The 26,101-nt window shown below is 71.8% G+C and carries 20 protein-coding genes; 5 read left to right on the plus strand and 15 right to left on the minus strand.

What is annotated here, in order from left to right:
* Positions 1-3 precede the first annotated feature (3 nt).
* From ACFXAE_RS28740 to ACFXAE_RS28750, 3 genes are all read right to left on the minus strand, one after another.
* The gene (locus ACFXAE_RS28740; protein ID WP_384720014.1) at positions 4-1,332 is read right to left on the minus strand and encodes an ABC transporter substrate-binding protein; all 1,329 of its coding nucleotides are present in this window, start codon (positions 1,330-1,332) and stop codon (positions 4-6) included.
* Complete coding sequence (locus ACFXAE_RS28745) at positions 1,329-2,984, minus strand: glycoside hydrolase family 13 protein (protein WP_384720016.1); 1,656 nt, start codon at positions 2,982-2,984, stop codon at positions 1,329-1,331. Before ACFXAE_RS28745 ends, ACFXAE_RS28740 begins: the two co-directional genes overlap by 4 nt.
* A gap of 180 nt (positions 2,985-3,164) precedes the next feature.
* Positions 3,165-4,436: an ABC transporter substrate-binding protein gene (locus ACFXAE_RS28750; RefSeq protein ID WP_384720018.1), complete on the minus strand. Its 1,272-nt coding sequence runs from the start codon at positions 4,434-4,436 to the stop codon at positions 3,165-3,167.
* 127 nt (positions 4,437-4,563) lie between these two features.
* Between ACFXAE_RS28750 and ACFXAE_RS28755 the strand changes: the two genes are divergently transcribed.
* The 3 genes from ACFXAE_RS28755 to ACFXAE_RS28765 are packed head-to-tail and all read left to right on the plus strand — an operon-like array spanning position 4,564 to position 8,154.
* Positions 4,564-5,079, plus strand: a complete 516-nt coding sequence (locus tag ACFXAE_RS28755) for a PadR family transcriptional regulator (RefSeq protein WP_384720020.1) — start codon at positions 4,564-4,566, stop codon at positions 5,077-5,079.
* Positions 5,076-5,828: an ABC transporter ATP-binding protein gene (locus ACFXAE_RS28760; protein ID WP_384720022.1), complete on the plus strand. Its 753-nt coding sequence runs from the start codon at positions 5,076-5,078 to the stop codon at positions 5,826-5,828. The genes ACFXAE_RS28755 and ACFXAE_RS28760 overlap by 4 nt, the downstream gene beginning before the upstream one ends.
* Positions 5,829-5,871: 43 nt before the next feature.
* A complete protein-coding gene (locus ACFXAE_RS28765; protein ID WP_384720024.1) occupies positions 5,872-8,154 on the plus strand; it encodes an FtsX-like permease family protein in 2,283 nt (760 codons plus the stop codon).
* A gap of 190 nt (positions 8,155-8,344) precedes the next feature.
* Here ACFXAE_RS28765 and pgi read toward each other — a convergent pair whose 3' ends face one another.
* The 11 genes from pgi to uvrC all read right to left on the minus strand — a co-directional run bounded on the left by pgi (position 8,345) and on the right by uvrC (position 22,605).
* Positions 8,345-9,997, minus strand: coding sequence for a glucose-6-phosphate isomerase (pgi, locus tag ACFXAE_RS28770; RefSeq protein ID WP_384720026.1), 1,653 nt, complete (start codon positions 9,995-9,997; stop codon positions 8,345-8,347).
* Between the two features lie 107 nt (positions 9,998-10,104).
* Entirely contained in the window at positions 10,105-10,440 is a 336-nt protein-coding gene (locus ACFXAE_RS28775; RefSeq protein ID WP_003957010.1) for an RNA polymerase-binding protein RbpA, read from the minus strand.
* 221 nt (positions 10,441-10,661) lie between these two features.
* Entirely contained in the window at positions 10,662-10,892 is a 231-nt protein-coding gene (gene secG, locus ACFXAE_RS28780) for a preprotein translocase subunit SecG (RefSeq protein WP_030224637.1), read from the minus strand.
* Positions 10,893-10,993: 101 nt separating this feature from the next.
* The gene (gene tpiA / locus ACFXAE_RS28785) at positions 10,994-11,770 is read right to left on the minus strand and encodes a triose-phosphate isomerase (RefSeq protein WP_384720028.1); all 777 of its coding nucleotides are present in this window, start codon (positions 11,768-11,770) and stop codon (positions 10,994-10,996) included.
* 5 nt (positions 11,771-11,775) lie between these two features.
* Positions 11,776-12,987, minus strand: coding sequence for a phosphoglycerate kinase (locus ACFXAE_RS28790; protein ID WP_384720030.1), 1,212 nt, complete (start codon positions 12,985-12,987; stop codon positions 11,776-11,778).
* Between the two features lie 146 nt (positions 12,988-13,133).
* Positions 13,134-14,141 carry a type I glyceraldehyde-3-phosphate dehydrogenase gene (gene gap / locus ACFXAE_RS28795; RefSeq protein ID WP_384720032.1) on the minus strand — a complete coding sequence of 336 codons (1,008 nt, stop codon included), beginning with the start codon at positions 14,139-14,141 and terminating at the stop codon, positions 13,134-13,136.
* A 227-nt stretch (positions 14,142-14,368) separates the two neighbouring features.
* Positions 14,369-17,323, minus strand: a complete 2,955-nt coding sequence (locus tag ACFXAE_RS28800; RefSeq protein WP_384720034.1) for a M14 family zinc carboxypeptidase — start codon at positions 17,321-17,323, stop codon at positions 14,369-14,371.
* A 146-nt stretch (positions 17,324-17,469) separates the two neighbouring features.
* On the minus strand, positions 17,470-18,459 hold the full coding sequence (gene whiA, locus ACFXAE_RS28805) for a DNA-binding protein WhiA (protein WP_384720036.1): 990 nt from the start codon (positions 18,457-18,459) through the stop codon (positions 17,470-17,472).
* Complete coding sequence (yvcK, locus tag ACFXAE_RS28810; protein ID WP_384720038.1) at positions 18,450-19,517, minus strand: uridine diphosphate-N-acetylglucosamine-binding protein YvcK; 1,068 nt, start codon at positions 19,515-19,517, stop codon at positions 18,450-18,452. Before yvcK ends, whiA begins: the two co-directional genes overlap by 10 nt.
* Positions 19,514-20,521 carry an RNase adapter RapZ gene (rapZ, locus tag ACFXAE_RS28815; protein WP_384720040.1) on the minus strand — a complete coding sequence of 336 codons (1,008 nt, stop codon included), beginning with the start codon at positions 20,519-20,521 and terminating at the stop codon, positions 19,514-19,516. Before rapZ ends, yvcK begins: the two co-directional genes overlap by 4 nt.
* 14 nt (positions 20,522-20,535) lie before the next feature.
* Positions 20,536-22,605, minus strand: a complete 2,070-nt coding sequence (gene uvrC, locus ACFXAE_RS28820; RefSeq protein ID WP_384720042.1) for an excinuclease ABC subunit UvrC — start codon at positions 22,603-22,605, stop codon at positions 20,536-20,538.
* A gap of 559 nt (positions 22,606-23,164) precedes the next feature.
* On the opposite strand from uvrC, the gene ACFXAE_RS28825 reads away from it, so the two are divergent.
* Complete coding sequence (locus ACFXAE_RS28825; RefSeq protein ID WP_384720044.1) at positions 23,165-24,112, plus strand: hypothetical protein; 948 nt, start codon at positions 23,165-23,167, stop codon at positions 24,110-24,112.
* A gap of 15 nt (positions 24,113-24,127) precedes the next feature.
* Here ACFXAE_RS28825 and ACFXAE_RS28830 read toward each other — a convergent pair whose 3' ends face one another.
* Positions 24,128-24,550 (minus strand): Rieske (2Fe-2S) protein, encoded by a 423-nt coding sequence (locus ACFXAE_RS28830; protein WP_384720046.1) that lies wholly within the window; start codon positions 24,548-24,550, stop codon positions 24,128-24,130.
* A 597-nt stretch (positions 24,551-25,147) separates the two neighbouring features.
* Between ACFXAE_RS28830 and ACFXAE_RS28835 the strand changes: the two genes are divergently transcribed.
* Complete coding sequence (locus tag ACFXAE_RS28835) at positions 25,148-26,065, plus strand: carbohydrate kinase (protein WP_384720048.1); 918 nt, start codon at positions 25,148-25,150, stop codon at positions 26,063-26,065.
* The last annotated feature ends 36 nt before the right edge of the window (positions 26,066-26,101 follow it).

Consider the following 26,101-nt stretch of genomic DNA (forward strand, 5'->3'; position numbering starts at 1 on the left):
CCGTCAGTTCCCGTACGCCTTGGCCGCGGCCTTCTCGAGTTCGGCGGCGGTCTTCTCCGGGTCGGCCGGGTCGCGCAGGAAGTCCTGGAGGATCTTCCACTCGCCGGCGCCCTTGGTGCCGCCGAAGGCGGCCGGGGCCTGGTCGGACATGTCGAAGCGGACCGAGTCGCCGGCCCCGATCAGGGACTCGGCGGTGGCGCGGGTGACGTCGTCGCCGTAGGAGGAGAGGTCGAGCTTCCTGTTCGGGGAGAGGAAGCCGCCCGCCTCGGCCCACACGGCGGCGGCCTCCGGGGTGGCGAGGTACTCCAGGAGTGCCATGCCGGCCTCGCTGTTCTTGCCGTCCTTCAGGACGACGGCCGCGTCGCCGCCGCTGACCACGGGCGCCTCACCGTCGCCGACCGGCGGGAAGGGGAAGAAGTTCGCGTCGGTGCCGATGGTCCTGCCGAACTGGTCCTTGGCGACACCGGCGACGAAGTCGCCCTCGTAGACCATGGCGGCCTCCGCCTTCGGGCCGAAGACCTTCTCCACCGAGCCGGGGAAGTCGGTGTTGAGGGCCTGCTTCCGGCCGCCCGCGACGAGCTGCTCGTCCTTGAAGAGCTTGCCGAGGGTGGTGAGCGCCTCGACCACGGTCGGGTCGGTCCACTCGATCTCGTGCGCGGCGAGGGCGTCGTACTTCTCGGGTCCGGCCTGGGAGAGGTAGACGTTCTCGAACCAGTCGGTGAGCGTCCAGCCGTCCTGGCCGGCCACCGAGAAGGCGGCGAGGCCGGAGTCGGAGACGGTCCGCCCGCTCTCCAGCATGGCGTCGTACGTCTTCGGCGGGGTGACGCCGGCCTGTTCGAGGGCCTCGGGGCTGTACCAGACGGTCGACTTGTGGGCGGCCTTGAAGTAGAGGCCGTACAGGGTGCCGTCGACGCTGCCGTAGTTCTGCCACACCTCGGCGAAGTTGCCGTCGACGGTGGACTTCACCTTCTTGTCGAGCGGCTTGAGCCAGCCCTGCTCGGCGAACTGCTTGAGCACGCCGACCTGCGGGACCATGACGACGTCGGGGGCGTTGCCGCCCTCGATCTTGCTGCCGACGACGGTGGAGACGTTGTCGCCGGTGGAGACGAAGGCGGTCTTTGCGCCGGTCTTCTCGGTGAAGGCGTCGAGCACCTTCTGGAAGTTCTCCTGCTCGCTGCCGGACCAGACGCCGGCGACGGTGACGGTCTGGCCGCCGAGCGCCTGGTCGCCGCCGCCGGCCGCGACGGGTTCGCCGCTGCCGCAGGCGGTCGCGCCGAGCGCGAGGACGAGGGCGGTGCATCCGGTGAGCAGGGTGGTACGTCGTCGCATCATCGTCGATGTCCCTTCGTGGGTACGGGGTTTCGGGAGCCGTCGATCCACCAGGCGGCGGTGGAGCCGGGGAGCACCCCGGGCGGGCAGGGGCCGCTGGCGAGCAGCGGGGTCCCGGCGACCGGGGCGGGTACGGGGGCGGCGGTGAAGTTGACGGCGCAGACGAGGTCGTCGCCGCGGGTGAAGGCGAGGACGCCGGGCTGGGTGTCCAGCCAGCGGAGCGTGCCCTCGCCCAACTGGGTGAGCGTGGTGCGCAGTTGGAGGCCGTCGCGGTAGAGGTGCCAGGAGGAGCGGGTGTCGGCCAGCGCCCGGTCGGTGGCGTGTTCGGCGAACCACTCGGGCTGTGGCAGCCAGGGCCGTACGCCCTCGGCGCCGGAGGTGAAGCCGAACGGTGAGGCCTGTCCGGACCAGGGCAGCGGCACCCGGCAGCCGTCGCGGATCCGGGCGCGGCTGCCGGTGCGGCGGAAGATCGGGTCGGTGAGCACGTCGTCGGGCAGGTCCACGACCTCGGGCAGGCCCAGTTCCTCGCCCTGGTAGATGTATGCGGCACCGGGCAGCGCCAGCATCAGCAGCGCGGCGGCGCGGGCACGGGCCGGGCCGAGTCCGCTGCCTTCCGGGGCGGGTTCGCCGTAGCGGGTGACGGTGCGGACCTGGTCGTGGTTGTTGAGGACCCAGGTGACGGTGGAGCCGGTGCCTGCGATGTCCTGCATGGCCTCGGAGACGACCTTGCGGAAGGCGTCGGCGTCCCAGGGGGCGCCGAGGAGGTCGAAGAAGAAGGCCTGGTGGAGTTCGTCCGCGCGGACGTAGCGGGCGTGTTCGCGGGCGGTGGGGACGGAGACCTCGCCGACCAGGAGGCGTTCGCGGCCGTCGCGGGCGGTGTACTCCTCGCACACCGCGCGCCAGTGCCGCCACACCTCGTGCACCTCGGGCTGGTTCCAGGCGAGCGGGTTGACCGAGTCGCGGGTGCGGGCGTCGGCCTCCGGGTCCGGGGAGTCGGGCAGCTCCGGGTGCTTGAAGAGGCCGGCGGCGACGTCGATGCGGAAGCCGTCGGCGCCCCGGTCCAGCCAGAAGCGGAGTATCCGGTCGAACTCGGCGGCGACCTCCGGCTCGCGCCAGTTCCAGTCGGGCTGTTCGGGCGTGAACATGTGCAGGTACCACTGGCCGGGCCGGCCGTCGGGCTCGGTGATCCGGGTCCAGGCGGGGCCGCCGAACATGGCGTGCCAGTTGTTGGGCGGCTCGGCGCCGTCGGGTCCGCGGCCGTCGGCGAAGTGGAAGCGGGCCCGCTCGGGGCTGCCCGGGGCCGCGTCGAGGGCGGCGCGGAACCAGGGGTGCTCGCTGGAGCAGTGGTTGGGGACGATGTCCAGCAGCACCTTGACGCCGAGCCGCCGGGCGGCGTCGACCAGCAGGTCGAATTCGGCGAGGTCGCCGAAGACCGGGTCGACGTCGGTGTAGTCGGCCACGTCGTAGCCGTGGTCGTGCTGCGGCGAGGGGTAGAAGGGGCTCAGCCAGATCCCGTCCACGCCGAGCTTCTTCAGATAGGGCAGTCCCGCCCTGACCCCGGCGAGATCGCCGATGCCGTCGCCGGTGCTGTCCAGAAAGCTGCGGATGTAGACCTGATAGATCACCGCGTCACGCCACCAGTGGTGCCTGTTCACTCCGTTGACCTGTCTGTGAGGAGTGCTCGTTATGCATGCATGTTAGGTAGCAAGGTCGCGAGGGTGTCAATGAACGTGCACAAGGTGCCGTGGAGTTGGGCGGTTCGAATGGGGACTTAAGTGGGCACAACGGACACGTTTGAGACGTCCGCGTTACCTAACATGTAACTAGGAAGGGTCCTAGCGGGAGGAGACGGCGGCCAGCTCGGCCGCCAGTCGGCGCACCGCGGCCCCGGGCGTCTGCCGCCCGGTCATCGCGTCGTGCACCACCGCCTGCACCACCAGGCTCACCTGGTCGTAGTGCGGGCTCTTGGGGCGCGGGGCGGCGGCGAGCACGCTCTCGCGCAGGGTCGGCAGGTACGGGAACCGCCGGACCAGTTCCGGATCGTCGTACAGGTCGGCCCGTACGGGCGGCAGCGCGCCGCGGGCGAGGACCTGGCGCTGCACGCGCTCGCTGGTGAGGTACGCGATCAGGCGTGCGGCGGAGTCGGGGTGCCGGGCATGGCTGCCGACGGCCAGGTTGGAGCCGCCGAGGACGCTCGTGCCCGGACCGTCCGGTCCCGGCAGCGGTACGGCGCCGACCTCGCCGGCGACCTTCGAGCCCGGGGCGGAGGCGGCGACGTAGGCGTAGGGCCAGTTGCGCAGGAAGAGCAGCCGGCCGTCCTGGAAGGCCTGCTTGGACTCCTCCTCCTTGTACGCCAGCGCCTCCCGGGGGATCCAGCCCTCGCGGATCCCGCGCGCGAGGAAGCCGATGCCGTCCCTGGCCGCCCGCGAGTTCACGGTGACGCGTTCGCCCTCGTCGCCGAGGATGGTGCCGCCCGCCGAGTAGACGGCCTCGGCCGCGTTGACGGTGAGCCCCTCGTAGGGCAGGAACTGGCCGGCGTAGCCGTCGAGTCCGTGCTCCGGGGCGAGGGTCCTCGCGGCCCGCTCGAGATCGGCCCAGGTGCGCGGCGGCGGGACGCCCGCTTCGGCGAGGACGTCCTTGCGGTAGAGGAGCAGTCCGGCGTTGGTGACGTACGGGACGGCGTACAGACGTCCGTCGTACGTCGCCGTGTCCACGACCCGGGGCAGGAAGGTGCCGAGCGGGAAGCGGTCGCGGGGCAGCGGACGGATCCAGCCCGCGGCGGCGAACTCCGAGGTCCAGCTCACGTCGATGTTGAGCACGTCGAACCGGCCGCGCTCGCCGCCGCGCAGATCGGTGATCATCTGCGCGCGGGTCTCGTCGGCGGAGTCGGGCAGCTCGACGAGGGTGACCTCCTCGCCGGGGTGGGTGCGGTTCCAGCCGTGGAGCACGGAGCCGAGATAGCCGGTGAGGTCGCCGGCGGTGGCCAGGGTGAGCGGTCCGCGCCCGTCCCCTCCGGCCTCCCCGGCCTGCGCCCCGGAGGCGACGTAACCGGTCAGGACGACGATCAGGACAAGGAGGCCCCTACCCGCGGCATGGATCCACCGCATAGGTTCCTCCCTGTACACCGGCACCCGGGCATCATCGTCCGGGGGTCAGAGGCCATGTATACCCGTTAGGTATGAGCGATACTAGGGCCTGCGGCACATTACCCAGGATGCGAGGAGGAGAGCGCGAGTGCGGCTGCCCCTCCTGGCGCTGCTCGCCCGTGGCCCGGCCCACGGTTACGAGCTCAAGCAGGACCTTGAGCAACTGCTGGGCTCCGCGTACCCTCAGCCGAACGTCGGCCAGATCTACGTCACCCTCGGCCGCCTCGAGAAAACGGGACTGATCGAGGGCGAGGACGTCGAGCAGTCGAGCCGGCCCAACAAGAAGGTCTACCACCTCACCGACGCCGGGCGGGAGGCGCTGCGCGCCTGGTACGAGGAGACGGCGGACGAGCCGCGGGTGCGGGACGAGTTCTTCATGAAACTGGCCCTGGCCCCGCAGACCGGTCTCGCCGACCGGATCGCGCTGATCAACCGACAGCGGCGCCAGTACCTGAACACCATGCGGCAGTTGTCGAAGCTGGCCGCCGCCGAGGACCGGGACAACCGCATCTCCCACCTGCTGATCGAGGGCGCCATGCTGCATCTGCAGGCCGACCTCGACTGGCTGGAGCGGTGCCAGGAGGAGCTGGAGGAACTTCAGTGAGCGAGAGCACCGCTGAAGTGCTGCGCGCCGAGGGCCTGGTCAAGACGCACCACGGCGAGGGCGCCCCGGCGCATGCCGTGCGCGGCGTCGACCTGCGGGTGACGCGCGGCGAGTTCGTGGCGATCACCGGCCCGTCCGGTGCGGGCAAGTCGACGCTGCTGCATCTGCTCGGCGGGCTCCAGCGGCCGGACGCGGGCAGCATCTGGCTGGACGGCGCGTGCACGGACGGCTACGGCGAGGCCCGCTGGGCGGTGGAGCGGCGTAAGCGGATCGGGATCGTCTTCCAGTTCTTCAACCTGGTGTCCGATCTGTCGGTCGCCGACAACGTGGAGCTGCCCGCCCTGCTCGCCGGGGTGCCGGCGAAGAAGGCGCGCGCCGGGCGGGAGGAACTGCTGGCCGAGCTGGGGCTCGAAGGCAAGGAGCGCAGCATGCCGGGCGAGCTGTCCGGCGGTGAGCAGCAGCGGGTCGCCCTCGCCCGGGCGCTGGTCAACCATCCGCCGCTGCTGCTGGCCGACGAGCCCGCGGGCAGTCTGGACAGCAAGGGCACCCGCGAGGTGATGCGGCTGCTGTCCCGCTTCCACGCGCGCGGACAGACGATCCTGCTGGTCACGCACGACGCCCGGCTGGCGAGCGCGGCGGACCGGGTGATCAGCTTCTTCGACGGCCGGATCGCCGACGACGCCGCACTCGACGGCGGCACCCCGCCGCGCCGGACCGGGACGTCCGGTGTGCTGGAGCTCAAGGACTGACGACATGCGCTTTTACGACCGCCCCGCGAAGGGCTGACCGCCGGTGCGAGCCACCCTGCGTTGGGCGCACTCCGATCTGCGCACGCACCGCGGCGAGGCACTGTTCCTGGTGCTCGCCACCGCGGGCATCGTCGCGTCCCTGCTGCTGGCCGCGGCCCTGTTCGGGTACGCCACCAACCCCTGGCAGCGCGTCTTCACCCAGGCGCACGGCGCGCACGTCACGCTGCACACCACCGCCTCCGCCGACGCCGGGAGACTGTCCGGCCTGGACGGCGTGGAGTCCGTCACCGGCCCCCACCCCACCGCCTCGGTCACCCTCGCCTCGCGGGGCGGCCGGGCCTCCGTGGAACTGCGCGGCACCTCCGCCGAGCCCGAGGTGGGCCGCCCGCTGCTCACCTCGGGGCACTGGCTGGACCCGGCGACCCCCGACGGCGTGGTCCTGGAGAGCCGGCTCGCGCGGGCGCTGCTGACGGCCCCCGGCGACACGCTCACCGTGCCCGGTACCGCGCGGCGGCTGACCGTGGTGGGCGTCGCCGACAGCGCCGAGCCGCGCTACCGGCCGGGTGAGCGCTCCGGCCTGGTGTGGGCCCTGCCGTCGGCGGTCACGGACCCGGACGGCCAGGTGGTCGGACTGCGGCTGACCGACCCGGGCGACACCGGGTACACCGTGCAGCGGGCGGTGACCGAGCTGGGCGCCGGGGCGATCGGCGAGGTGGCCACCTGGCAGCAGGCGCGCGCCGAGGCGCAGGGCGACAACCGGCTGCTCGGGCAGGTGCTCGGCCTGTTCGGTCTGGGCGCGCTGGCCGCCGCCGGGCTCGCCGTGCACGGGGCGATCACCACCCGGATCCGGGGGCACCTGCGGGACATCTCGATCCTCAAGGCGATCGGCTTCACACCCGGCCAGGTCGTCCGCGTCTTCCTGATCCAGCACCTCCTCTACGCCCTGCTCGGTGCCGTGGCCGCCGCCGTGCTCACCGAGGCGCTGGGCAGCGCGGTGCCGGGGCGGCTCGGGGACGCGGTCGACGTGTGGCAGGGGCTGCCCGGACACACCGCGGCGCTGTTCGCCGTACCGGTCGGGGCGGTGCTGTTCATCGGCGCGACCACCGGGCTGGCCGCCTGGCGGGCGGGACGGGTGCCGCCGGTGCCGGTGCCGCGCCCGGTGGCACCCCCGGCCGGACGGCTGACCGGCGTGGCGCGGCGGGCGCTGGGCGCGCGGGTGCCGCCGGCGCTGGTCCTGGGCTGGCACAAGGCGTTCACCCGCCGGCCGCGTTCGCTGGGCGCGGTGGGCAGGCTGGCGCTGCCGCTGCTGCTGATCGTCGTGGCGCTGAGCGCCTGGACCACCATCGACCGCTTCCACAGCAGTCCGGAGCGGATGGGGCTGCCCACGGCGCTCAGTGTCCGCGCGGACGCCTCGCTCGGCGACCGGGAGACCCGCGCGCTGCTGGAGCGCGATCCCCGGGTCGCCGCCGCCTACCCGGGTGTGGAGGTGGCCGCGCTGGTCCCCGGCCAGACCGCCACCATCGCCCTGCGCGGCCTCGGCACCCGTGCGGAGCCGTACCCGTTCACGCTGGCCGAGGGCCGTGCCGCGCGCGGTCCTGACGAGGCGGTGGCCGGGCAGGGGCTGCTCGACCTGCTGCACGTGCGGGTCGGCGACTGGGTGCGGATGACCGTCGGCGACCGGCCGCAGATCCTGCACATCGTCGGCCGCAGCATCGAACCGGAGAACGCCGGCCGGACCATCTCCACCTCGCTGGACACCCTCCGCGCCAACGACCCGGACCTGCGGCCGGCCCTGTACCAGCTCCGTCTGGACCCCGGCGCCGACCCGAGCGCGGTCGCCGAGCGGCTGACCGCGGCGGGCCGCGGCCACCTGGACGTGCACCCCGTGACCAACCCGGCCGACGGGCTGTCCCCGCTGCGCGCGGTCGTCCTCGGGCTGATCGTGGTCCTCGCGCTGATCGGACTGATCGAGCTGCTGACGGCGATCGGCGGCACGGTCCGCGAGGGCGAACGCGATCTGCTGGCGCTCAAGGCCATCGGCCTGACCCCCCGGCAGATCACCGCCGTCACGGTCACCGCCACGGCCGGTACGGCCCTGGCGGCCGTGCTCCTCGCCACGGCCCTGGGGCTGCCGCTGGCGCACTGGCTGATCGACGCCCAGGGGAGATCGAGCGGCATCGGCGCCGGGATCGCCCAGGTGCCCTCCCCCGCGCTGCTCGTGCTGCTCGGCGCGGCGGCGGTGCTGGGAGCCGCGGCCCTCGCCGCCCTCCCGGCGGCGCGAGCGGCCCGCCGCCGCCTCGCGGACACGCTGAGCGCGGTGGCCTGAGCGCTCCGCGCCGGGTCCTCAGCCGCCGTGCGGGTGATACGGCGGCTGCGGGCCCGGCGCGCACGGGTGGCCGCCGGGCCACGTTCCGTGCGTACGTGTCACCTCGGGCTCCCCGAGCGCTCGCCGTGGTGATCTCCGGGAATCTCACGGAAAGCGGGCGGCATCCCGCCGCCCGCTTCCCGCGCCGTGCTCACCGCCGTCCGCGCAGCTCCCGGTAGGTGGCGACCAGGGCCTTGGTGGAGGCGTCCAGGCCGGGTACGTCGGCGCCTTCGGTGAGGGCGGGCTCGACGCGCTTGGCGAGGACCTTGCCGAGTTCGACGCCCCACTGGTCGAAGGAGTCGATGTTCCAGACGGCACCCTGCACGAACACCTTGTGCTCGTAGAGCGCGACGAGCTGGCCGAGCACGGACGGCGTGAGCTCGCGCGCGAGGATCGTGGTCGTGGGGTGGTCACCCTTGAACGTCTTGTGCGGGACCAGGTCCTCCGGAACCCCTTCGGCGCGCACCTCGTCCGGGGTCTTGCCGAAGGCGAGCGCCTGGGTCTGGGCGAAGAAGTTGGCCATCAACAGGTCGTGCTGAGCCTTGAGTTCGTCGCTCAGCTCGGCGACGGGCTCGGCGAAGCCGATGAAGTCGGCCGGGATCAGCTTCGTCCCCTGGTGGATCAACTGGTAGTAGGCGTGCTGACCGTTGGTCCCCGGCGTGCCCCACACCACCGGTCCCGTCTGCCACTCGACCTCACGGCCGTCCCGGCCGACGTACTTGCCGTTGGACTCCATGTCGAGCTGCTGGAGGTAGGCGGTGAACTTCGACAGGTAGTGCGAGTAGGGCAGGACCGCGTGCGACTGCGCGTCGTGGAAGTTGCCGTACCAGACGCCCAACAGGCCCAGCAGCAAAGGGACATTGGACTCGGCGGGGGCGGTGCGGAAGTGCTCGTCGACGAGGCGGAAGCCGTCGAGCATCTCCCGGAAGCGGTCCGGGCCGATGGCGATCATCAGCGACAGGCCGATCGCCGAGTCGAACGAGTAGCGGCCGCCGACCCAGTCCCAGAACTCGAACATGTTCGCCGTGTCGATGCCGAAGTCGGCGACCTTCTCTGCGTTCGTCGACAGGGCGACGAAGTGTTTGGCGACCGCCTCTTCGGCACCGAGGGCCTTGAGCAGCCAGGTGCGCGCGGAGGTGGCGTTGGTGACCGTCTCGATGGTGGTGAAGGTCTTGGACGCGATGATGAACAGCGTCTCGGCCGGGTCCAGGTCCCGGATGGCCTCGTGCAGGTCGGCGCCGTCCACGTTGGACACGAAGCGGACGGTGAGGTCGCGGTCGGTGAAGGCGCGCAGCACCTCGTACGCCATGGCGGGGCCCAGGTCGGAGCCGCCGATGCCGACGTTGACGACGGTGCGGATGCGCTTGCCGGTGTGACCGGTCCACTCTCCGGAGCGGATGCGTCCGGCGAAGTCGGCCATCTTGTCGAGGACGGCGTGCACGGCCGGGACGACGTTCTCCCCGTCGACCTCGACCGCCGCGTCCGGGGCGGCCCGGAGCGCGGTGTGCAGGACGGCCCGGTCCTCGGTGGTGTTGATCTTCTCGCCGCGGAACATGGCGTCGCGCAGCCCGAACACGTCGGTGGCGACGGCCAGTTCCCTCAGCAGCCGCAGGGTGTCGTCGGTGACCAGGTGCTTGGAGTAGTCGACGTACAGGTCACCGACCCGGAGGGTGTACCCGGTGCCGCGGCCGGGGTCGGCGGCGAACAGCTCGCGCAGCCGCACCTCGCCGAGCTCCTCACGGTGCTTGGCCAGTGCGGTCCACTCGGGCGTCTGGTTGAGCCTGGTACGACCGTCTGCGTTCATCTCGGACTTCAGCCTTCTTCCTTGGGGGTCCCCGCTGTGCCCAACCTAATTGATCAGCGGTGAACAGGACGGGAGAAGAAGACTGAGGGAATCCGAAGCGGACCGGTCTAGATCTCGCCCCGCAGTTTGGCGAGCGCCTCGGCGAGGATCGCCTCGCCGTCCGCGTCGCTGCGCCGCTCCCGCACATAGGCGAGGTGCGTCTTGTAGGGCTCGGTGCGCGGCGGGTCCGGCGGGTTGTCGCGGTCCTGCCCGGCCGGGAATCCGCAACGGGGGCAGTCCCAGGTATCGGGCACCTGCGCGTCGCTCGCGAAGCTCGGCTGTGTCTCGTGCCCGTTGGAGCACCAGAAGGAGATGCGCAGCCGGGGCGCGGACTCGCCGCGCTCGGCCTCGCCCATCGGGCCCGCCCCGACCCGGCTTCCCCGGATCGCGTTGCCACTTGCCACGGTCGTAACTCCCTGCGTGATGGTGCCGCAAAGCGAGTCGGCGTTCCGCTTCGCTGCGAGCGCCTCAGTCTACGTAAGGCCCAACGCACGTCCAGTGTGGGGAGTTACCGCCCCCGTATCCAGACGCAGGCCCCATGATAGGCCGCGCTCAGCTGCGCGTACCGAACATGGGGCCTTACGTGCGGAATGCTTGGGAAATGGGTGCGCGACGCGCTCTCGGATCAGTTGTTCATCTTCATGGTGATGCCGAGCACGACAATGCACGCGAACCAGAGCAGACCGACCACGAGGGTGATCCGGTCGAGGTTGCGCTCGGCGACCGAGGAGCCGCCGACGGAGGACTGCATGCCACCACCGAACATGTCGGAGAGGCCGCCGCCCTTCCCCTTGTGCATCAGCACCAGCAGCATCAGCAGCAGGCTGAAGACGATCAGGGCGATGGAGAACCCCATAACCACGGCTGGACCAACTTCCTCGGATTCGGATGGACGACGCGGGGCCCGGTACAGGACCGGACCCCGCAAGGGTACGACGAATCGCCGTTACCGCATACTCACTGGTCGCGGAAACGAACGATCTTGACGAACTCGTCGGCGTCCAGCGAGGCACCGCCGACCAGGGCGCCGTCGATGTCGGCCTGTGCCATGATCTCGGCGACGTTGCCGGACTTGACCGAGCCGCCGTACTGGATGCGGACCTTGTCGGCCAGTTCCTGGCTGTACAGCTCGGCGAGCTTGCCGCGGATGGCGGCGCAGACCTCCTGGGCGTCCTCGGCGCCGCAGACCTTGCCGGTGCCGATGGCCCACACCGGCTCGTAGGCGATCACGACCGTCTCGGCCTGCTCGGCCGGGAGGTCCTTCAGACCGCCCTCGACCTGGGCGAGGGTGTGGGCGACGTGGTTGCCCGCCTCGCGGACCTCCAGTTCCTCGCCGACGCAGAGGATGGGAGTGATGCCGTGCTTGTAGGCGGCCTTCACCTTGGCGTTGACGATCTCGTCGGTCTCGGCGTGGTACTGGCGCCGCTCCGAGTGCCCGACGGCGACGTAGGCGCACTTCAGCTTGGCCAGCATCGGGCCGGAGATCTCGCCGGTGTAGGCGCCGCCGTCGTGCGCCGAGATGTCCTGGGCGCCGTACGTGATCTTCAGCTTGTCGCCGTCGACCAGGGTCTGCACGGAGCGCAGGTCGGTGAAGGGCGGCAGGACGGCGACGTCGACGGCCTCGTAGTCCTTGTCGGCGAGGGCGAAGGCGAGCTTCTGGACGTGGGCGATGGCCTCGAGGTGGTTGAGGTTCATCTTCCAGTTGCCCGCCATCAGCGGCGTGCGGGTGGTCATTGAGGTCAGTCCTCCAGTGCGGCGAGGCCGGGGAGCGTCTTGCCCTCGAGGTATTCGAGGGAGGCGCCGCCGCCGGTCGAGATGTGGCCGAATGCCTGCTCGTCGAAGCCCAGGGTACGGACGGCCGCGGCGGAGTCGCCGCCGCCGACCACGGTGAAGCCCGGGGAGTCGAGGAGGGCCTGGGCGACCGCCTTGGTGCCCTCGGCGTAATCGGGGTGCTCGAAGACGCCCATGGGGCCGTTCCAGAAGACGGTGGCGGCGTCGGCGAGCTTCGAGGCGTACAGCTTGCGGGTCCGAGGACCGATGTCCAGGCCCATCTGGTCGGCCGGGACGGCGTCCGCGGCGACGGTGGTGGGGTGGGACGGCGCCTTGGCCTTCATGTCGGGGAACTCCGCCGCGACCAGCGTGTCGACGGGCACCACCAGTTCCACGCCGTTCTTCTCGGCGCGCTCCAGGTACTCCCGGACGGCCGGGATCTGGTCCTCCTGCAGGAGGGACGTGCCGACCTCGTGGCCCTGGGCCTTGAGGAAGGTGTACGCCATGCCGCCGCCGATGAGGATGCGGTCGGCCTTGCCGAGCAACTGGTCGATGACGGCGAGCTTGTCGGAGACCTTGGCGCCGCCGAGGGCGACGACGTAGGGGCGCTTGACGTCGTCGGTGAGCTTCCTCAGGACGCCGACCTCGGTGGCGATGAGGTGGCCGGCGTAGTGCGGCAGCCGCGCCGGGAGGTCGAAGACCGAGGCGTGCTTACGGTGCACCGCGCCGAAGCCGTCGCCCACGTACACGTCGGCGAGGGCGGCGAGCCGGTCGGCGAAGGCGCCGCGCTCGGCGTCGTCCTTGGACGTCTCACCGGCGTTGAAGCGCAGGTTCTCGATGACCGCGACCTGCCCGTCGGCCAGGCCGGAGACGGTGGCGGCGGCGGACTCGCCGACGGTGTCGGTCGCGAAAGCGACGTCGGCGCCGAGGAGTTCCCCGAGGCGCGCGGCGGCCGGGGCGAGCGAGAAGGCGGGGTCCGGGGCGCCCTTGGGGCGGCCCAGGTGGGAGGCGACGACCACGCGGGCGCCCGCCTCGGCGAGGGCCTCGACGGTGGGCAACACGGCACGGATACGGCCGTCGTCGGTGATGGTGGTGCCGTTCAGCGGCACGTTGAGGTCGGCGCGGACGAAGACCCGCTTGCCCGCGACGCCTTCGGAGAGGAGTTCGTCGATCGTCTTCATAGGGGCTCCCTGGCTAGAGCTCGTGTTCGCTCGTGATCGCTCGTGATCGAAAGAGGGTGGCTGTTCCGATACGTGCGTCAGGGCTCGGACAGCGCGTTGCCGCACCGGCCGAGCCCTGCACTCATATCAGGCTGCCCGCTCCGCGATCAGAGCTGGTTGCCCACGAAGACCGTCAGGTCGACGAGGCGGTTGCTGTAGCCCCACTCGTTGTCGTACCAGCCGATGACCTTCACGCTCTTGCCGTCCTGGACCATGGTCAGGGACGAGTCGAAGGTGCAGGACGCCGGGGCGTTGACGATGTCGGAGGAGACGATCTCGTCCTCGGTGTACTCGAGGTAGCCCTTCAGCTCACCCTCGGCGGCCTTCTGGAAGGCGGCGTTGACCTCTTCCTTGGTGACCTCGCGGGAGAGCTCGACGACCAGGTCGGTGACCGAGCCGGTCGGGACCGGGACGCGCATGGCCATGCCGTCCAGCTTGCCCTTGAGCTGCGGGAGGACCAGGGCGGTGGCCTTGGCGGCACCGGTGGTGGTCGGGATGATGTTCTCGGCGGCGGCACGCGCGCGGCGCAGGTCCTTGTGCGGGAAGTCAAGGATGCGCTGGTCGTTCGTGTACGCGTGCACCGTCGTCATCAGGCCCTTGACGATGCCGAAGTTCTCGTCGAGCACCTTCGCCATCGGCGCCACACAGTTGGTGGTGCAGGAGGCGTTGGAGATGACGTGGTGGTTGGCCGCGTCGTACTGGTCGTGGTTGACGCCCATGACGAGGGTGATGTCCTCGTTCTTCGCCGGGGCGGAGATGATGACCTTCTTGGCGCCGCCGGTGATGTGCTTCTCGGCGTCTTCCTTCTTGGTGAAGATGCCGGTCGACTCGATGACGATGTCGACGCCCAGCTCGCCCCACGGGATGTCGGCGGGGTTGCGCTCGGAGAGCACCTTGACCGTCCTGCCGTCGACGGTGATGGTGTCCTCGGTGTGCGAGACCTCCTGCTTGAGGCGCCCGAGGATGGTGTCGTACTTCAGCAGGTGGGCGGTGGTCGCGGTGTCACCCAGGTCGTTGACAGCCACGATCTCGATGTCCGCACCCTGCTCCAGCAGCGCGCGGAAGTAGTTGCGACCGATGCGGCCAAAGCCGTTGATGCCTACGCGGATCGTCACGAACCGATCTCCTCGTTGGTACGCCGGCCCGATGTGCCGGCGAGCTGTATTTGGGATGTCCCCGACCACTGCCGACCCTACCTCTCCGGCGCCCCGGCCGTGACATCGAGTTGCCCCGTACCCGGCAGGGCGGTCCGTACCCGTCAGTAGGGTGCGGACCGCCCGGGCCGACGGTCCACCGTCACCCGATTTCGTTACGGACCGTCAGGGCGCGTTGACGCGTGGTGTCACCCGTCCAGGGCGGCCAGCGCCTTCCTCAGCAGTGCGGACCGGTCGGCCGCGGAGGTGAGGTGCTCCAGGCCGAAGCCCAGCAGCACGGTGTCGCCGGTGGTGACCGCTCCGTAGGTCCGGAACAGCGCTCCGGTGCGCGTCCAGTCCTTCAGGACGGCCGGACTGCCCGCGGGCGGTCCGGAAGCCGTCCAGGCGCCGAGCGAGCTCTCGAAGCCCTCGGTGCCGGCCGCGGTGCCGCCGGTCACGAGCGAGGCCTCGTCGGCGAGGACGCCGTGGCCGCCGCTGCCCGGGTCGGTGACGTAGGCGAGGGAGACCTCGACCGTCTTCCCGGCGTACGCGCCCAGGTCGAACTCCACCTGCTGCCAGCCGCCGGAGGACCCGGTCAGGCTGTTCCAGGAGCCGGTGGTGCCGGTCGCGGCGCAGCCGTCGTCGCCCAGGGTCAGGTAGTGCTCCAGCCAGGGGTGCTCGTCCATGTAGAACCCGGCCGCGCACTCGGCCGGCACGGCGGTGCGGGTGGCGCCGCCCGCCTCGGGCAGGGTCGTCCAGTCGTCGGCGCCGGCGGTGTGCGCCTCGACGACGACGTGGTCGTAGCCCGGCTCGGTGTCCCACAGCAGCTGGGTGCGCAGGGTGGGCCGGTCGGCGGCGGTGGTGCCGGTGAGGTCGATGGTGCGGGTGAGGCGCTTGTAGCCGTCGTCGGTGTGCACGGCGGCGGCCATGTACGAGCCGGCGTAGGGCCCGTACGGGTTGACCGTGCCGGGGAACTGTCCGGCGCCGGCGCTCGCGAACCGCGGGTACTGCTCGGCGGGCAGCTCGTCGGAGGTGACGCCGTAGGTGCCGGCCCTGTCCAGCGGGTTGCCGGGCGCGTCGCCGAGCGGGCCGGTGAAGCCGCCCAGGCCGCCGGAGCCGGTGAACGCCGTGGCTCCCGGAGTGGAGGTGCGGGAGTAGGCGCCCAGGTAGTACTGGCTGAAGTCGTCGGACAGCGTGCCGCCGCCGAGGTCGACGCTGCCGCCGGCCTGCTCGCCCGCCTCGATCAGCCGGCCGCCCTCGTTGAGGAAGGCCCGCAGCTGCAGCTGGGTGGCGATGCCCGGGGTGCCGGCGCCGGTGTGGTGGACGACCGTGTCGAAGTGGCTCAGCACGCCGAGCGCGTCCGGGGCCCCCTGCTCGGCGACGTCCCAGACCGCCGCGCGGCGGCCGTTGGCCTTCAGCGCGTCGACGTACTTCTGCGTCTGCGTGGCCTTCGCGCCCTCCTCGGAGACGACCAGGACGTCCGCGCGGGGGCGTTCGGCGACGGTGTAGGTGAAGCGCTCGCCGGAGACGTTCTCACCCCTGCGGGTCTCGCCGGTGAACCACACCTCGACCTTGTCACCGGGCTCGCCGTGCCTCACCTTCGCCCGGTACTCGTCGAAGTGGAGGTTGTCCTCACCGCCGTACCGCTCGCCGCCCTTCCACGGCCTGAGGTCCACGTCGTGCGTACGGCCGCCGTTGACGCGGTACTTGAGCTCCTTGTCGCGCACGGCCTTGCGGACGACGACGGAGACCTCCTGGCCGGCTCCGCGCGCGTACGACGTGCCGAAGGCCGCCGGGGTGAAGTCGGCGGCCTCCAGGCCGACGGCGGAGGACGGCCGGTCGGGGTGGGAGGCGGACTCGGCGACGGAGAGCGCGAAGGGGATGTTCTTCGCGAACTCCTGCTGGATCAGTCTCTCGTCGTCGGGGAAGTTGAAGCCCGACCGGCAGTCGCCGGCGTTCCACTCGTCGTCGGGGTCGGCCTCGGAGACGGTCTGGCAGGTCGACATCTCGGGGGTGAACATCGCCATGCCGTTGACGTTGGCCGCGTGGCCGTCCGCCTCGCCGTTGGTGGTGTACAGCTCGGAGGAGAGCTGCGGGTGGTAGCCGGGGATCGCCGAGTTGTCGGGCGTGCCGGCGAGGGCCTCGTAGAGGACGTCGTCGGGGGTCGGCGTGGCCACCTGCCAGCCGACCCCGTAGAGGAGGAGTTCGGCCGCGGAGTGGTAGTTGATGCCGTAGGTGAAACCGATGCGCTTCTGGAAGGCGTCGATGGCCTTGGTCTCGGGCTCGGAGCCCGGGCTCGCGCCGCGGTAGGTCTGGCTGGTGGGGTGGGGGGACGAGCCCTCGTCGTCGTAGCCCCACTTGTAGGGGAAGTTGCGGTTGAGGTCGACGCCGTCGCCGGTGCCGATGGCGCCGTCGCCGTTGACGTCCCGCAGGTTCTTGCGCCAGAGGCGGTTGTCGTCGTCGGCGAAGGTGTGGTCGTAGCCGTCGGGGTTGGCGGAGAGGACGAACCACAGTTCGGTGGTGTCGACGATCTTCTTGATCCGCTTGTCCGTCCGGTACGTGTCCAGGTAGTGGTGCATCAGCCGCCGGGTCATCTCCGGTGTGATCCACTCGCGCGCGTGCTGGTTGGACAGGTAGAGGACGGCCGGTTTGGAACCGTCCTTCGTCTTCCTGGCCTTCTTGGTGAGCTTCAGGGCGAGGATGTCCTGACCCTTGATCGTCTTGCCGATGGAGACGACCTTGGTGAGGTCGGGGTTCTCCCGCGCGGTGCGCAGGATCTCCTCCCGCAGACCGCCCTCTCCGCTGTACGGGCGGAACACGCCCTCGGCGGCGTCCTCGACGCGGGTCTCCGCCCGGGCGGAGAGTGCGTGCTCGGTGAGGTCGACGCCCTGTTCCTCCAGCTTTTCGGCCTGTCCCTCGGTGAGGTAGACCTCCACAGTGGCCGTGCCCTTGTCGGGCACCCGCTCACCGAGTTCGTGGCCGTCCTGCCCCGCCGCGAGGAGCAGGGAGACCTGCGCCTTGGTGACGTCGGCGCGGAAGACCTTGACCTCGTCGGTGTCGGAGGCCGCGGGGTTTCCGGGTTGTGCCTGGGCGATGGGCGCGAAGGCCGCTCCGCCGATCAGGAGCGTGCCGACAGCGAGGATCGATCCCGCTCTGTGTCTCATGAGCCCCCCTGGAAGTGGTCCGCCACAGCAGCGAACAGATGCCAGGCTCATGACACAACATGATCGAGTCAAGGGTGCCGCCGAGACACGGGAAAACCGGCGCCGGTCACCCGAGTGGGCGCCGACGCCGGTCTCCTGACCGCTCGTCAGACCATGAGCTTGTCGTCCAGCTCCTCGCCGAGGTTGACCTCCGTGCCCGGGATGCCCAGGTCGGAGGCGCGCTTGTCGGCCATCGCCAGCAGCCGGCGGATGCGGCCGGCCACGGCGTCCTTGGTGAGCGGCGGGTCGGCGAGCGCGCCCAGCTCCTCCAGGGACGCCTGCTTGTGCTCCATGCGCAGCCGGCCGGCCGCGGCGAGGTGCTCGGGGACGTCGTCGGCGAGGATCTCCAGGGCGCGCTGGACGCGGGCGCCGGCGGCGACGGCCGCGCGGGCGGAACGGCGCAGGTTGGCGTCGTCGAAGTTGGCCAGCCGGTTCGCCGTGGCGCGCACCTCGCGGCGCATCCGGCGCTCCTCCCAGGCCAGCACCGACTCGTGCGCGCCGAGCCGGGTGAGCAGCGCGCCGATCGCGTCGCCGTCGCGGACCACGACCCGGTCCACGCCGCGCACCTCGCGCGCCTTGGCGGCGATCGACAGCCGGCGGGCGGCGCCGACCAGGGCCAGCGCGGCCTCGGGGCCGGGGCAGGTCACCTCCAGGGAGGAGGAACGGCCGGGCTCGGTGAGGGAGCCGTGGGCCAGGAAGGCACCGCGCCAGGCCGCCTCGGCGTCACAGGTGGCCCCGGAGACCACCTGTGGGGGCAGGCCGCGGATCGGACGGCCGCGGCCGTCCACCAGGCCGGTCTGACGGGCCAGCTGGTCGCCGCCCGCGACCACCCGGACGACGTAGCGCGAGCCGCGGCGGAGCCCGCCCGGGGCCATCACGATCAGTTCGGAGCTGTGGCCGAAGATCTCCAGGATGTCCCGCTTGAGGCGGCGGGCCGCCATCGCCGTGTCCAGCTCCGCCTCGATCACGATGCGCCCGCTCACCAGGTGGAGGCCGCCGGCGAACCGCAGAACGGCGGAGACCTCCGCCTTCCTGCAGCAGGTCCGGGTGACGGGGAGCCGGGAGATCTCGTCCTTCACCGCTGCCGTCATCGCCATGGGCCGATCCTTCCATGCATCCGAAAAATACGGTCGTACGCGGCGGCCAACAGCTCCGGGTCGTGCCGGGGGCTTCCGTCGGGCCTGGCCACCGGGGCCAGCTCGACCGCGGCGCCGAACCGCCGGGCGGCGTCGGTCAGCGAATCGCGGTCGGGCACGGCGGCCTCGTCGGCCAGCACCACGTCCAGGGCGAGTTTAGGGGCGTGTCGTCCCAAAACCTCCACATGACGCTGCGGGGAGAAGCCCTCGGTTTCTCCTGGCTGCGGGGCGAGGTTAAGGGAGAGTACCCGGCGCGCCCTGGTCTCGATGAGGGCGTCCAGCAGTTCCGGCACGAGCAGGTGCGGGATGACCGAGGAGAACCAGGAGCCGGGGCCGAGCACCACCCAGTCGGCGTCCAGGACCGCCGCGACCGCCTCGGGGACGGCGGGCGGGTCGTTCGGCACGAGGTGCACGGACTGCACCTCGCCCGGGGTGAGCGCGACGGTGGCCTGACCGCGGACGGTGCCGACCTCGTCGGGCCGCTCGGGGTCGTGGCCCTTGACCAGGGCCTGGAGCTCCAGCGGCACGGCGGACATGGGCAGCACGCGCCCGTGCGCGCCGAGCAGCCGGCCCACCAGGTCCAGCGCCTGGACGTGGTCGCCGAGCTGCTCCCACAGGGCGACGATCAGCAGATTGCCGACCGCGTGCTCGTGCAGATCGCCCTGGGACTGGAAGCGGTGCTGGATGACGCGGGCCCAGGTCTGGCCCCAGTCGTCGTCGCCGCACAGCGCGGCCAGGGCCTTGCGCAGGTCGCCGGGCGGCAGCACGCCCAGTTCGTCCCGCAGGCGCCCGCTGGAGCCGCCGTCGTCGGCCACGGTGACGACGGCGGTGAGGTCGCCGGTGATCCGGCGCAGCGCGGCGAGCGAGGCGGACAGGCCCATGCCGCCGCCGAGGGCGACGACCTTGGGCTGGGCGCCCCGGCGGCGCGGTCTCGCGCCACGGGTCTCGGCCGGCCGGCTCGCGCGTCCCTCGGGGACCGCTCTGCGCAGCCGGCTCAGCCGCGGAGTACGTGGTGTCATTCCCGTCCCATGTCCCGGTGGACCACCACCGTCTCCACGCCCTCGGCGACGAGCCGGGCGGCGAGCTTCTCCGACGTGGCGACCGACCGGTGCTTGCCCCCGGTGCAGCCGACGGCGATGGTCACATAGCGCTTGCCCTCCCGACGGTAACCCGCGGCGACCAGCCGCAGCAGCTCGGCGTACCGGTCGAGGAACTCCTTGGCGCCGGGCTGGTTGAAGACGTACGACGCCACCTCCTCGTTGAGGCCGGTGTACGGGCGCAGCTCGGGGACCCAGTGCGGGTTGGGCAGGAACCGCATGTCCACGACCAGGTCGGCGTCGACCGGGAGGCCGTACTTGAAGCCGAAGGACATGACGGTGGCCCGCAGCTCGGGCTCCTCCTCGCCGGCGAACTGGGCGTCCATCTTGGCGCGCAGCTCGTGCACGTTGAGGCTGGAGGTGTCGATCACCAGGTCGGCGTCGCCGCGCAGCTCGCGCAGCAGCGCCCGTTCGGCCGCGATGCCGTCGACGATACGGCCGTCGCCCTGGAGGGGGTGCGGGCGGCGCACCGACTCGAAGCGGCGTACCAGGGCGTCGTCGGAGGACTCCAGGAAGACGGTCCGCCGGGTGACGCCCCGCGCGTCGAGGTCGGCGAGGGACTCGCGGAGGTTGTCGAAGAAGCGCCGGCCGCGGACGTCGACGACGACCGCGATCCGCGCCACGTTGCCCTGGGAGCGCGCGCCGAGCTCCACCATGGTGGGGATCAGCGCGGGCGGCAGGTTGTCCACGACGAACCAGCCGAGGTCCTCCAGACACTTCGCGGCCGTCGAACGGCCGGCCCCGGACATGCCGGAGATGATCACCAGCTCGGGGATGGCCACCTCGGGCACCCCGGCCTTTTCCTTGCCCGTACTCACCTGCGCTCCGTCGTCCTGGTGGGCGGCGGCCCGGCCGGCGCCGTCCCCACCTGTCTCCTGCTGGGTCCGGTCCCGCTCCGGCGCGGACCCCGTCTCGTGCTCGCTCATCGCTCCTGCCCCCGTCATTCGTCCGGGGCGCCCGTGGACACGGGCTCCCCGGGAGAACCCGTCGCCTGCCCGGGTTCTTCCGTGTCATCCATGATCTCGCCCGTAGCCGTGTTCACGGCGGGGGCGGCGGGCGCCGCCCGGGCGAGGGCCGCGACGATCGTCTCGGCCGTCTTGCGGCCTATGCCCGGAACCTCGCAGATCTGGTCGATTGTCGCCGATCGCAGCCTCTTCACCGAACCGAAGTGCTTGATCAGCGCCTGCTTGCGGGTCTCGCCGAGGCCGGGCACGTCGTCCAGCGGGCCGGCCCGGAAGCGCTTGGCGCGCTTGGCGCGCTGGTAGGTGATCGCGAACCGGTGGGCCTCGTCGCGGACCCGCTGGAGCAGGTAGAGGCCCTCGCTGGTGCGCGGCAGCACCACCGGGTCGGTCTCGCCCGGCAGCCAGACCTCCTCCAGCCGCTTGGCGAGGCCGCACACGGCGATGTCGTCGATGCCCAGCTCGTCCAGCGCCCGCCGGGCCGCCGCGACCTGCGGCGCGCCGCCGTCGACGACGACGAGCTGCGGCGGGTAGGCGAAGCGCCTGGGGCGGCCGTCGTCCTCCGTGAGGGTGTTCGCGGGCGGCTCGGCGAGGCCTGTGGAGAAGTCCTCCGCGCCGGGCTCCTCGCCGTCGGTCCACTCCCCCGTCCGCTCCTTCTCCGCGAGGTAGCGCCGGAAGCGGCGGGTGATCACCTCGTGCATGGAGCGGACGTCGTCCTGGCCCGCGAAGCTTTTGATCTGGAAGCGGCGGTACTCGCTCTTGCGGGCCAGTCCGTCCTCGAAGACGACCATGGAGGCCACCACGTCGTCGCCCTGGAGGTGCGAGATGTCGTAGCACTCGATCCTGAGCGGGGCGCTGTCCAGGTCCAGGACCTCGGTGATCTCCTCCAGCGCGCGCGAGCGCGTGGTCAGGTCGGAGGCGCGCTTGGTCTTGTGCAGCACGAGCGCCTGCTGGGCGTTGCGCTCCACGGTCTCCATCAGGGCCCTCTTGTCGCCGCGCTGCGGAACGCGCAGGGAGACGCCGGAGCCACGCCGCCCGGTCAGCCACTGCTGGACCGGCTCCACCGGGTCGGGCAGGGCCGGGACCAGGACCTCCCGGGGGACCGCGTCGCCGGTCTCCTCGCCGTAGAGCTGCTGCAGGGCGTGCTCGACGAGGGCGCCGGTGGTGATCTCCTCGACCTTGTCGGTGACCCAGCCGCGCTGGCCGCGCACGCGCCCGCCGCGGACGTGGAAGATCTGGACGGCCGCCTCCAGCTCGTCCTCGGCGACCGCGATCAGGTCGGCGTCGGTCGCGTCGGCGAGCACGACCGCGCTCTTCTCCATGGCCTTCTTCAGGGCCCCGATGTCGTCGCGCAGGCGGGCGGCCCGCTCGTACTCCATCTCCTCGGCCGCCTCCGTCATCCGCCGCTCCAGACGGCGCAGGTAGGCGCCCGTGCGGCCGGTCATGAAGTCGGAGAACTCCTCGGCCAGTGCGCGGTGGTCCTCGGCGGAGATGCGGTCCACGCACGGCGCCGAGCACTTGCCGATGTAGCCGAGCAGACAGGGGCGGCCGGTGCGGGCGGCGTTCTTGAAGACCCCGGCCGAGCAGGTGCGCACAGGGAAGACGCGCAGCATCAGGTCCACGGTGTCGCGGATCGCCCACGCGTGCGTGTACGGACCGAAGTACCGGACGCCCTTCTTCTTGTGACCGCGCATCACCTGTACGCGCGGGAACTCCTCGTTCATCGTCACCGCGAGGTACGGGTAGCTCTTGTCGTCGCGGTACTTGACGTTGAACCGGGGGTCGTACTCCTTGATCCAGGAGTACTCCAGCTGGAGCGCCTCGACCTCCGTGGACACCACCGTCCACTCCACGGACGCGGCCGTGGTGACCATGGAGCGGGTGCGCGGGTGCAGCCCGGCCAGGTCCTGGAAGTAGTTCGCCAGGCGCTGGCGCAGGCTTTTCGCCTTTCCGACGTAGATCACCCGGCGGTGCTCGTCGCGGAACCGGTAGACCCCCGGCGAGTCGGGGATCTCACCCGGTTTGGGTCGGTAGCTGGAGGGGTCGGCCATGTCTCACACCCTACTGGCGGGGACCGACACCGCGGCGGGCCTGTGGACGCGGGTGCCCGGCCGGGTCCGGATGGGTTACGGCGTGCGGGAAGCGGGAAGGTGGGGGTTCCGTGCCTCGGGTGATCGGCGGACGGCCACGAGGGCGGTCACGAGTCGGAGGGCTGGTCGGATGCGACGGACGCGGATCGAGAAACCACGACGGCCGGCCCGGGCCCGCCGGTACGCGGACGAGACGTCCGGCCTCATCGACCCCCTCGACCCTCGCGATCCCGACATCGTGCGCGCGAAGCGTCTGCGGCCGCGGCCGCAGGACCGGGGCGGGGCCGGCGCGTCGTAGGGCCGGCGCGTCGTAGGGCCGGCGCGTCGTAGGGCCGGCGCGGGCCGCTGTTGGGCTTCAGGTGTTGTCGGGACTTGGTCAACACGCTTCAATGCGGGGGAACTCCGGGCCCTGAACGACGGCGTACGGATGTGAAGACTCCGCCGCGCCGGCGGGGGCGGCTCCGGGGTGCCCGCGCGACGGCCCGACCAGCCGTCGCGGACTTCACAGAAAGGCCCCTGGATGCCGCACGCCACACCGCACGCGGACCTCGTCACCGCGGAACTGGACTCGGCCCTGCGCGGCGGCCCCTTCCACGTCGCCCTGCGCGCGGCGATCGCCGCGCGGGGACTGCCGTTGCAGCGGGTGCAGCACCATCTGTCGCGCCACGGCGTGAAGGTCGGCGTCACCAGTCTGAGTTACTGGCAACAGGGCGCCCGCCGTCCGCAGCGCCCGGAGTCGCTGCGCGCCGTACGGGCGCTGGAGGAGATCCTGCAGTTGCCGGAGGAGTCGCTGATCCGGCTGCTCGCCGAGCCGGACGAGCACACTGCGGACCGGCACTCCCCCGGCCGGTCCTACCGCTCCCTGGTCGAGGCATCGGGCGTACGGGAACAGCTGCTGGCCGAATTCGGCGCCCCGCGCGACGGCGGACTGCACACCCTGGGGCACTACGAGCGGATACGGATCGGAGCGCGCCGCGAACTGGCGGAGCGCGAGTCGCACCACATCGTGCGCGCCCACCGGGACGGCGTCGACCGCTATGTCGCCGTCCACCACGGCGACCCCGGTGCCACGCCGGAGCGGATGACCGTGCGAGCGCTGGAGAACTGCCGTACCGGGCGCGTGCGCCGGCACCACGACACCGGGGTGCTCGCGGCCGAGCTGCTCTTCGACACCCGGCTGCGGGCCGGTGACACCTTCCTCTTCCGCTATGCCGTCGAGGACGGCACGGCGAGCGTCTCGCGCGAGTACGTGCGCGGGGCGGAGTCCCCCGGCGGTCAGTACGCGCTCCAGGTGTGCTTCGGCTCCGGGGTTCTCCCGGTGCGCTGCCACCGGTTCACCCAGCACTCGGCGGCGGCACCGCGCGGCGGCCGTCAGGAGCTGGCCCTCAGCGGGCGGCACCGCTCGGTGCACCTGGTGGAACCGCGCGTGCGGCCGGGGTACGTGGGGATCGCCTGGGACTGGGAGTGACCCCGGTCCGACCGGTCAGGCCTGCGGCTTGGCGACCATCGTGCCGTTCTTCACCTCGATGGCCAGCGCCTTCAGGGGGGCCACCGCCGGCTCGCGCAGCACCTTGCCGGTGGTGGCGTCGAACTCGCTGCCGTGGCAGGGGCAGATCAACTTCGTGCCCTCGAGCTTGTTGATGGGGCATCCCGCGTGTGTGCAGAGGGTGTCGTACGCCTTGAGCGTGCCCTCCTCGCTCCGGCTGACCACGACGTTGTGGTCCCGGTACAGCTTCGCGCCGTCCTTGGCCACCTCGCTCTCGGGGCCCAGTTCGACGGGGCCGTTCAGCGGGGCGGCCGCGTCGTCGGCGCCCCCGCACGCGGCGAGGCCCAGGCCGGCGACGGGGGTGAGGACCGCGCCCCGCAGGACGGTACGGCGGCTCGCGGCGGGTCGGCGGGTGGGCATGAGGGCTCCACGGGTGGGACGGCGGTGCACGGGTGGACACCGGCGACGATACCGGGGGTGATTGTTCCGGTTGTGGGCGGGTGTGGACCGGGGTGCCGGGCGGAGTTGTCGCGGAGGGCTGTCGCGGAGGGCTGTCGTGGAGGCGAGCAGGCATTCGCAAGCGTTTACGCACGCCCGGCGGATGGGATACGGTCCCCACCCGAGAGGTGACACGTGGTGCACGGCTGTGCGGAGTCGGCGGGCCCGGAACGGTCCGCTGCCGGTCCGCTGTCCCCCGGTTCACGTCCCACCGCACCGGTCACCGCCAGGAACGCCATGACGATCGGGCCGTCCGTGCCCGGGGACATCGCCCTGTGCTCTTTCGGCGACTTCGCGCGGGCGGATCCGCTCCCGCCCCGGCGATCGCGCAGCCCGGCGGGGACACCGGCGCCCGGACCGTGCGCGTCCTCCTGGACCGGTTCGCCGAACCGGACCGTCCCGCACGGACCGAACACCTCCCGCGCGCCTTCGCGCACCACACGTCCTGCGGCTGCCCGGCCGTACCGGAGCACCCCCCCGCAGGCCGAGAAAACCGATCGTTCGAAGAAGGGAACCCTCGTGATCGTCGTAGCCGGTGAGGCACTGATCGACCTGGTACCGCGCGGCTCGGGCGCGCTCGCGGCGCTGACGCCGGCGCTCGGCGGCGGCCCGTTCAACACGGCGGTGGCGCTGGGCCGCCTCGGCTCCCCCACCACGTTCTGCTCCCGGGTGTCGCGTGACGCCTTCGGTGCGGCACTGCTGGACCGGCTGCGGGAGAGCGGTGTGGACGTGTCGTCGGTGCAGCGCGGCGACGAGCCGACGACGCTGGCCGTCGCCACGGTCGGCACGGACGGCTCGGCGGCGTACTCCTTCTACGTGGAGGGAACCGCGGACCGGCTGTTCACGGCCCCCGGCACATTGCCGGCCGGCACCCGCGCGGTGTCCTTCGGGACCTGCTCGCTCGTGCTGGAGCCGGGCGCGAGCGCGTACGAGGAGCTGATGCGCGCCTCCTGCGCGCGGGGCGTCTTCACCGCGCTGGACCCCAACATCCGGGCGGGTCTCATCCCCGACCCCGAGGCCTACCGGGCCCGGTTCCGGGGCTGGCTGCCGTCGGTGTCGCTGCTGAAGCTGTCCGCGGAGGACGCCGAGTGGCTCGGCGGGTCTCCGAAGGAGTGGCTGGCGGCCGGTCCGGCGGCGGTCGTGGTCACCCGGGGCGGTGACGGGCTGGCCGTGTTCACCCGCGACGGCGGTGAGTACGCCGTGCCGGGTGAGCGGGTCGAAGTGGTGGACACGATCGGCGCCGGTGACACGGTGAACGCGGCACTGCTGCACGGACTCGCGGCGCGGGACGCGCTCAGTGACGCGGGGGTGGCCGCGCTGGGCGGTGAGGGCTGGGCGGACCTGCTCGGCTTCGCGGCGCGCGCGGCGGCGATCACCTGCTCACGCGCGGGCGCTGAACCGCCGTACGCCCGTGAACTGGAGCCGGAGACCGCCTGACGCACGCACGCGCCGTGCCGCACGGGGTTCCCGTGC

It is taken from the genome of Streptomyces sp. NPDC059454 (genome assembly GCF_042749965.1).
In the GTDB taxonomy this organism is placed as follows: domain Bacteria; phylum Actinomycetota; class Actinomycetes; order Streptomycetales; family Streptomycetaceae; genus Streptomyces.

Bases quoted from the DNA above. Each gene is read 5' to 3' on its own strand.
- ACFXAE_RS28740 (WP_384720014.1), bottom strand. From the start codon at position 1,332: ATGATGCGACGACGTACCACCCTGCTCACCGGATGCACCGCCCTCGTC.
- ACFXAE_RS28750 (WP_384720018.1), bottom strand. From the start codon at position 4,436: ATGCGGTGGATCCATGCCGCGGGTAGGGGCCTCCTTGTCCTGATCGTC.
- pgi (WP_384720026.1), bottom strand. From the start codon at position 9,997: ATGAACGCAGACGGTCGTACCAGGCTCAACCAGACGCCCGAGTGGACC.
- secG (WP_030224637.1), bottom strand. From the start codon at position 10,892: ATGGGGTTCTCCATCGCCCTGATCGTCTTCAGCCTGCTGCTGATGCTG.
- tpiA (WP_384720028.1), bottom strand. From the start codon at position 11,770: ATGACCACCCGCACGCCGCTGATGGCGGGCAACTGGAAGATGAACCTC.
- ACFXAE_RS28790 (WP_384720030.1), bottom strand. From the start codon at position 12,987: ATGAAGACGATCGACGAACTCCTCTCCGAAGGCGTCGCGGGCAAGCGG.
- ACFXAE_RS28800 (WP_384720034.1), bottom strand. From the start codon at position 17,323: ATGAGACACAGAGCGGGATCGATCCTCGCTGTCGGCACGCTCCTGATC.
- whiA (WP_384720036.1), bottom strand. From the start codon at position 18,459: ATGGCGATGACGGCAGCGGTGAAGGACGAGATCTCCCGGCTCCCCGTC.
- yvcK (WP_384720038.1), bottom strand. From the start codon at position 19,517: ATGACACCACGTACTCCGCGGCTGAGCCGGCTGCGCAGAGCGGTCCCC.
- rapZ (WP_384720040.1), bottom strand. From the start codon at position 20,521: ATGAGCGAGCACGAGACGGGGTCCGCGCCGGAGCGGGACCGGACCCAG.
- uvrC (WP_384720042.1), bottom strand. From the start codon at position 22,605: ATGGCCGACCCCTCCAGCTACCGACCCAAACCGGGTGAGATCCCCGAC.
- ACFXAE_RS28825 (WP_384720044.1), top strand. From the start codon at position 23,165: ATGCCGCACGCCACACCGCACGCGGACCTCGTCACCGCGGAACTGGAC.
- ACFXAE_RS28830 (WP_384720046.1), bottom strand. From the start codon at position 24,550: ATGCCCACCCGCCGACCCGCCGCGAGCCGCCGTACCGTCCTGCGGGGC.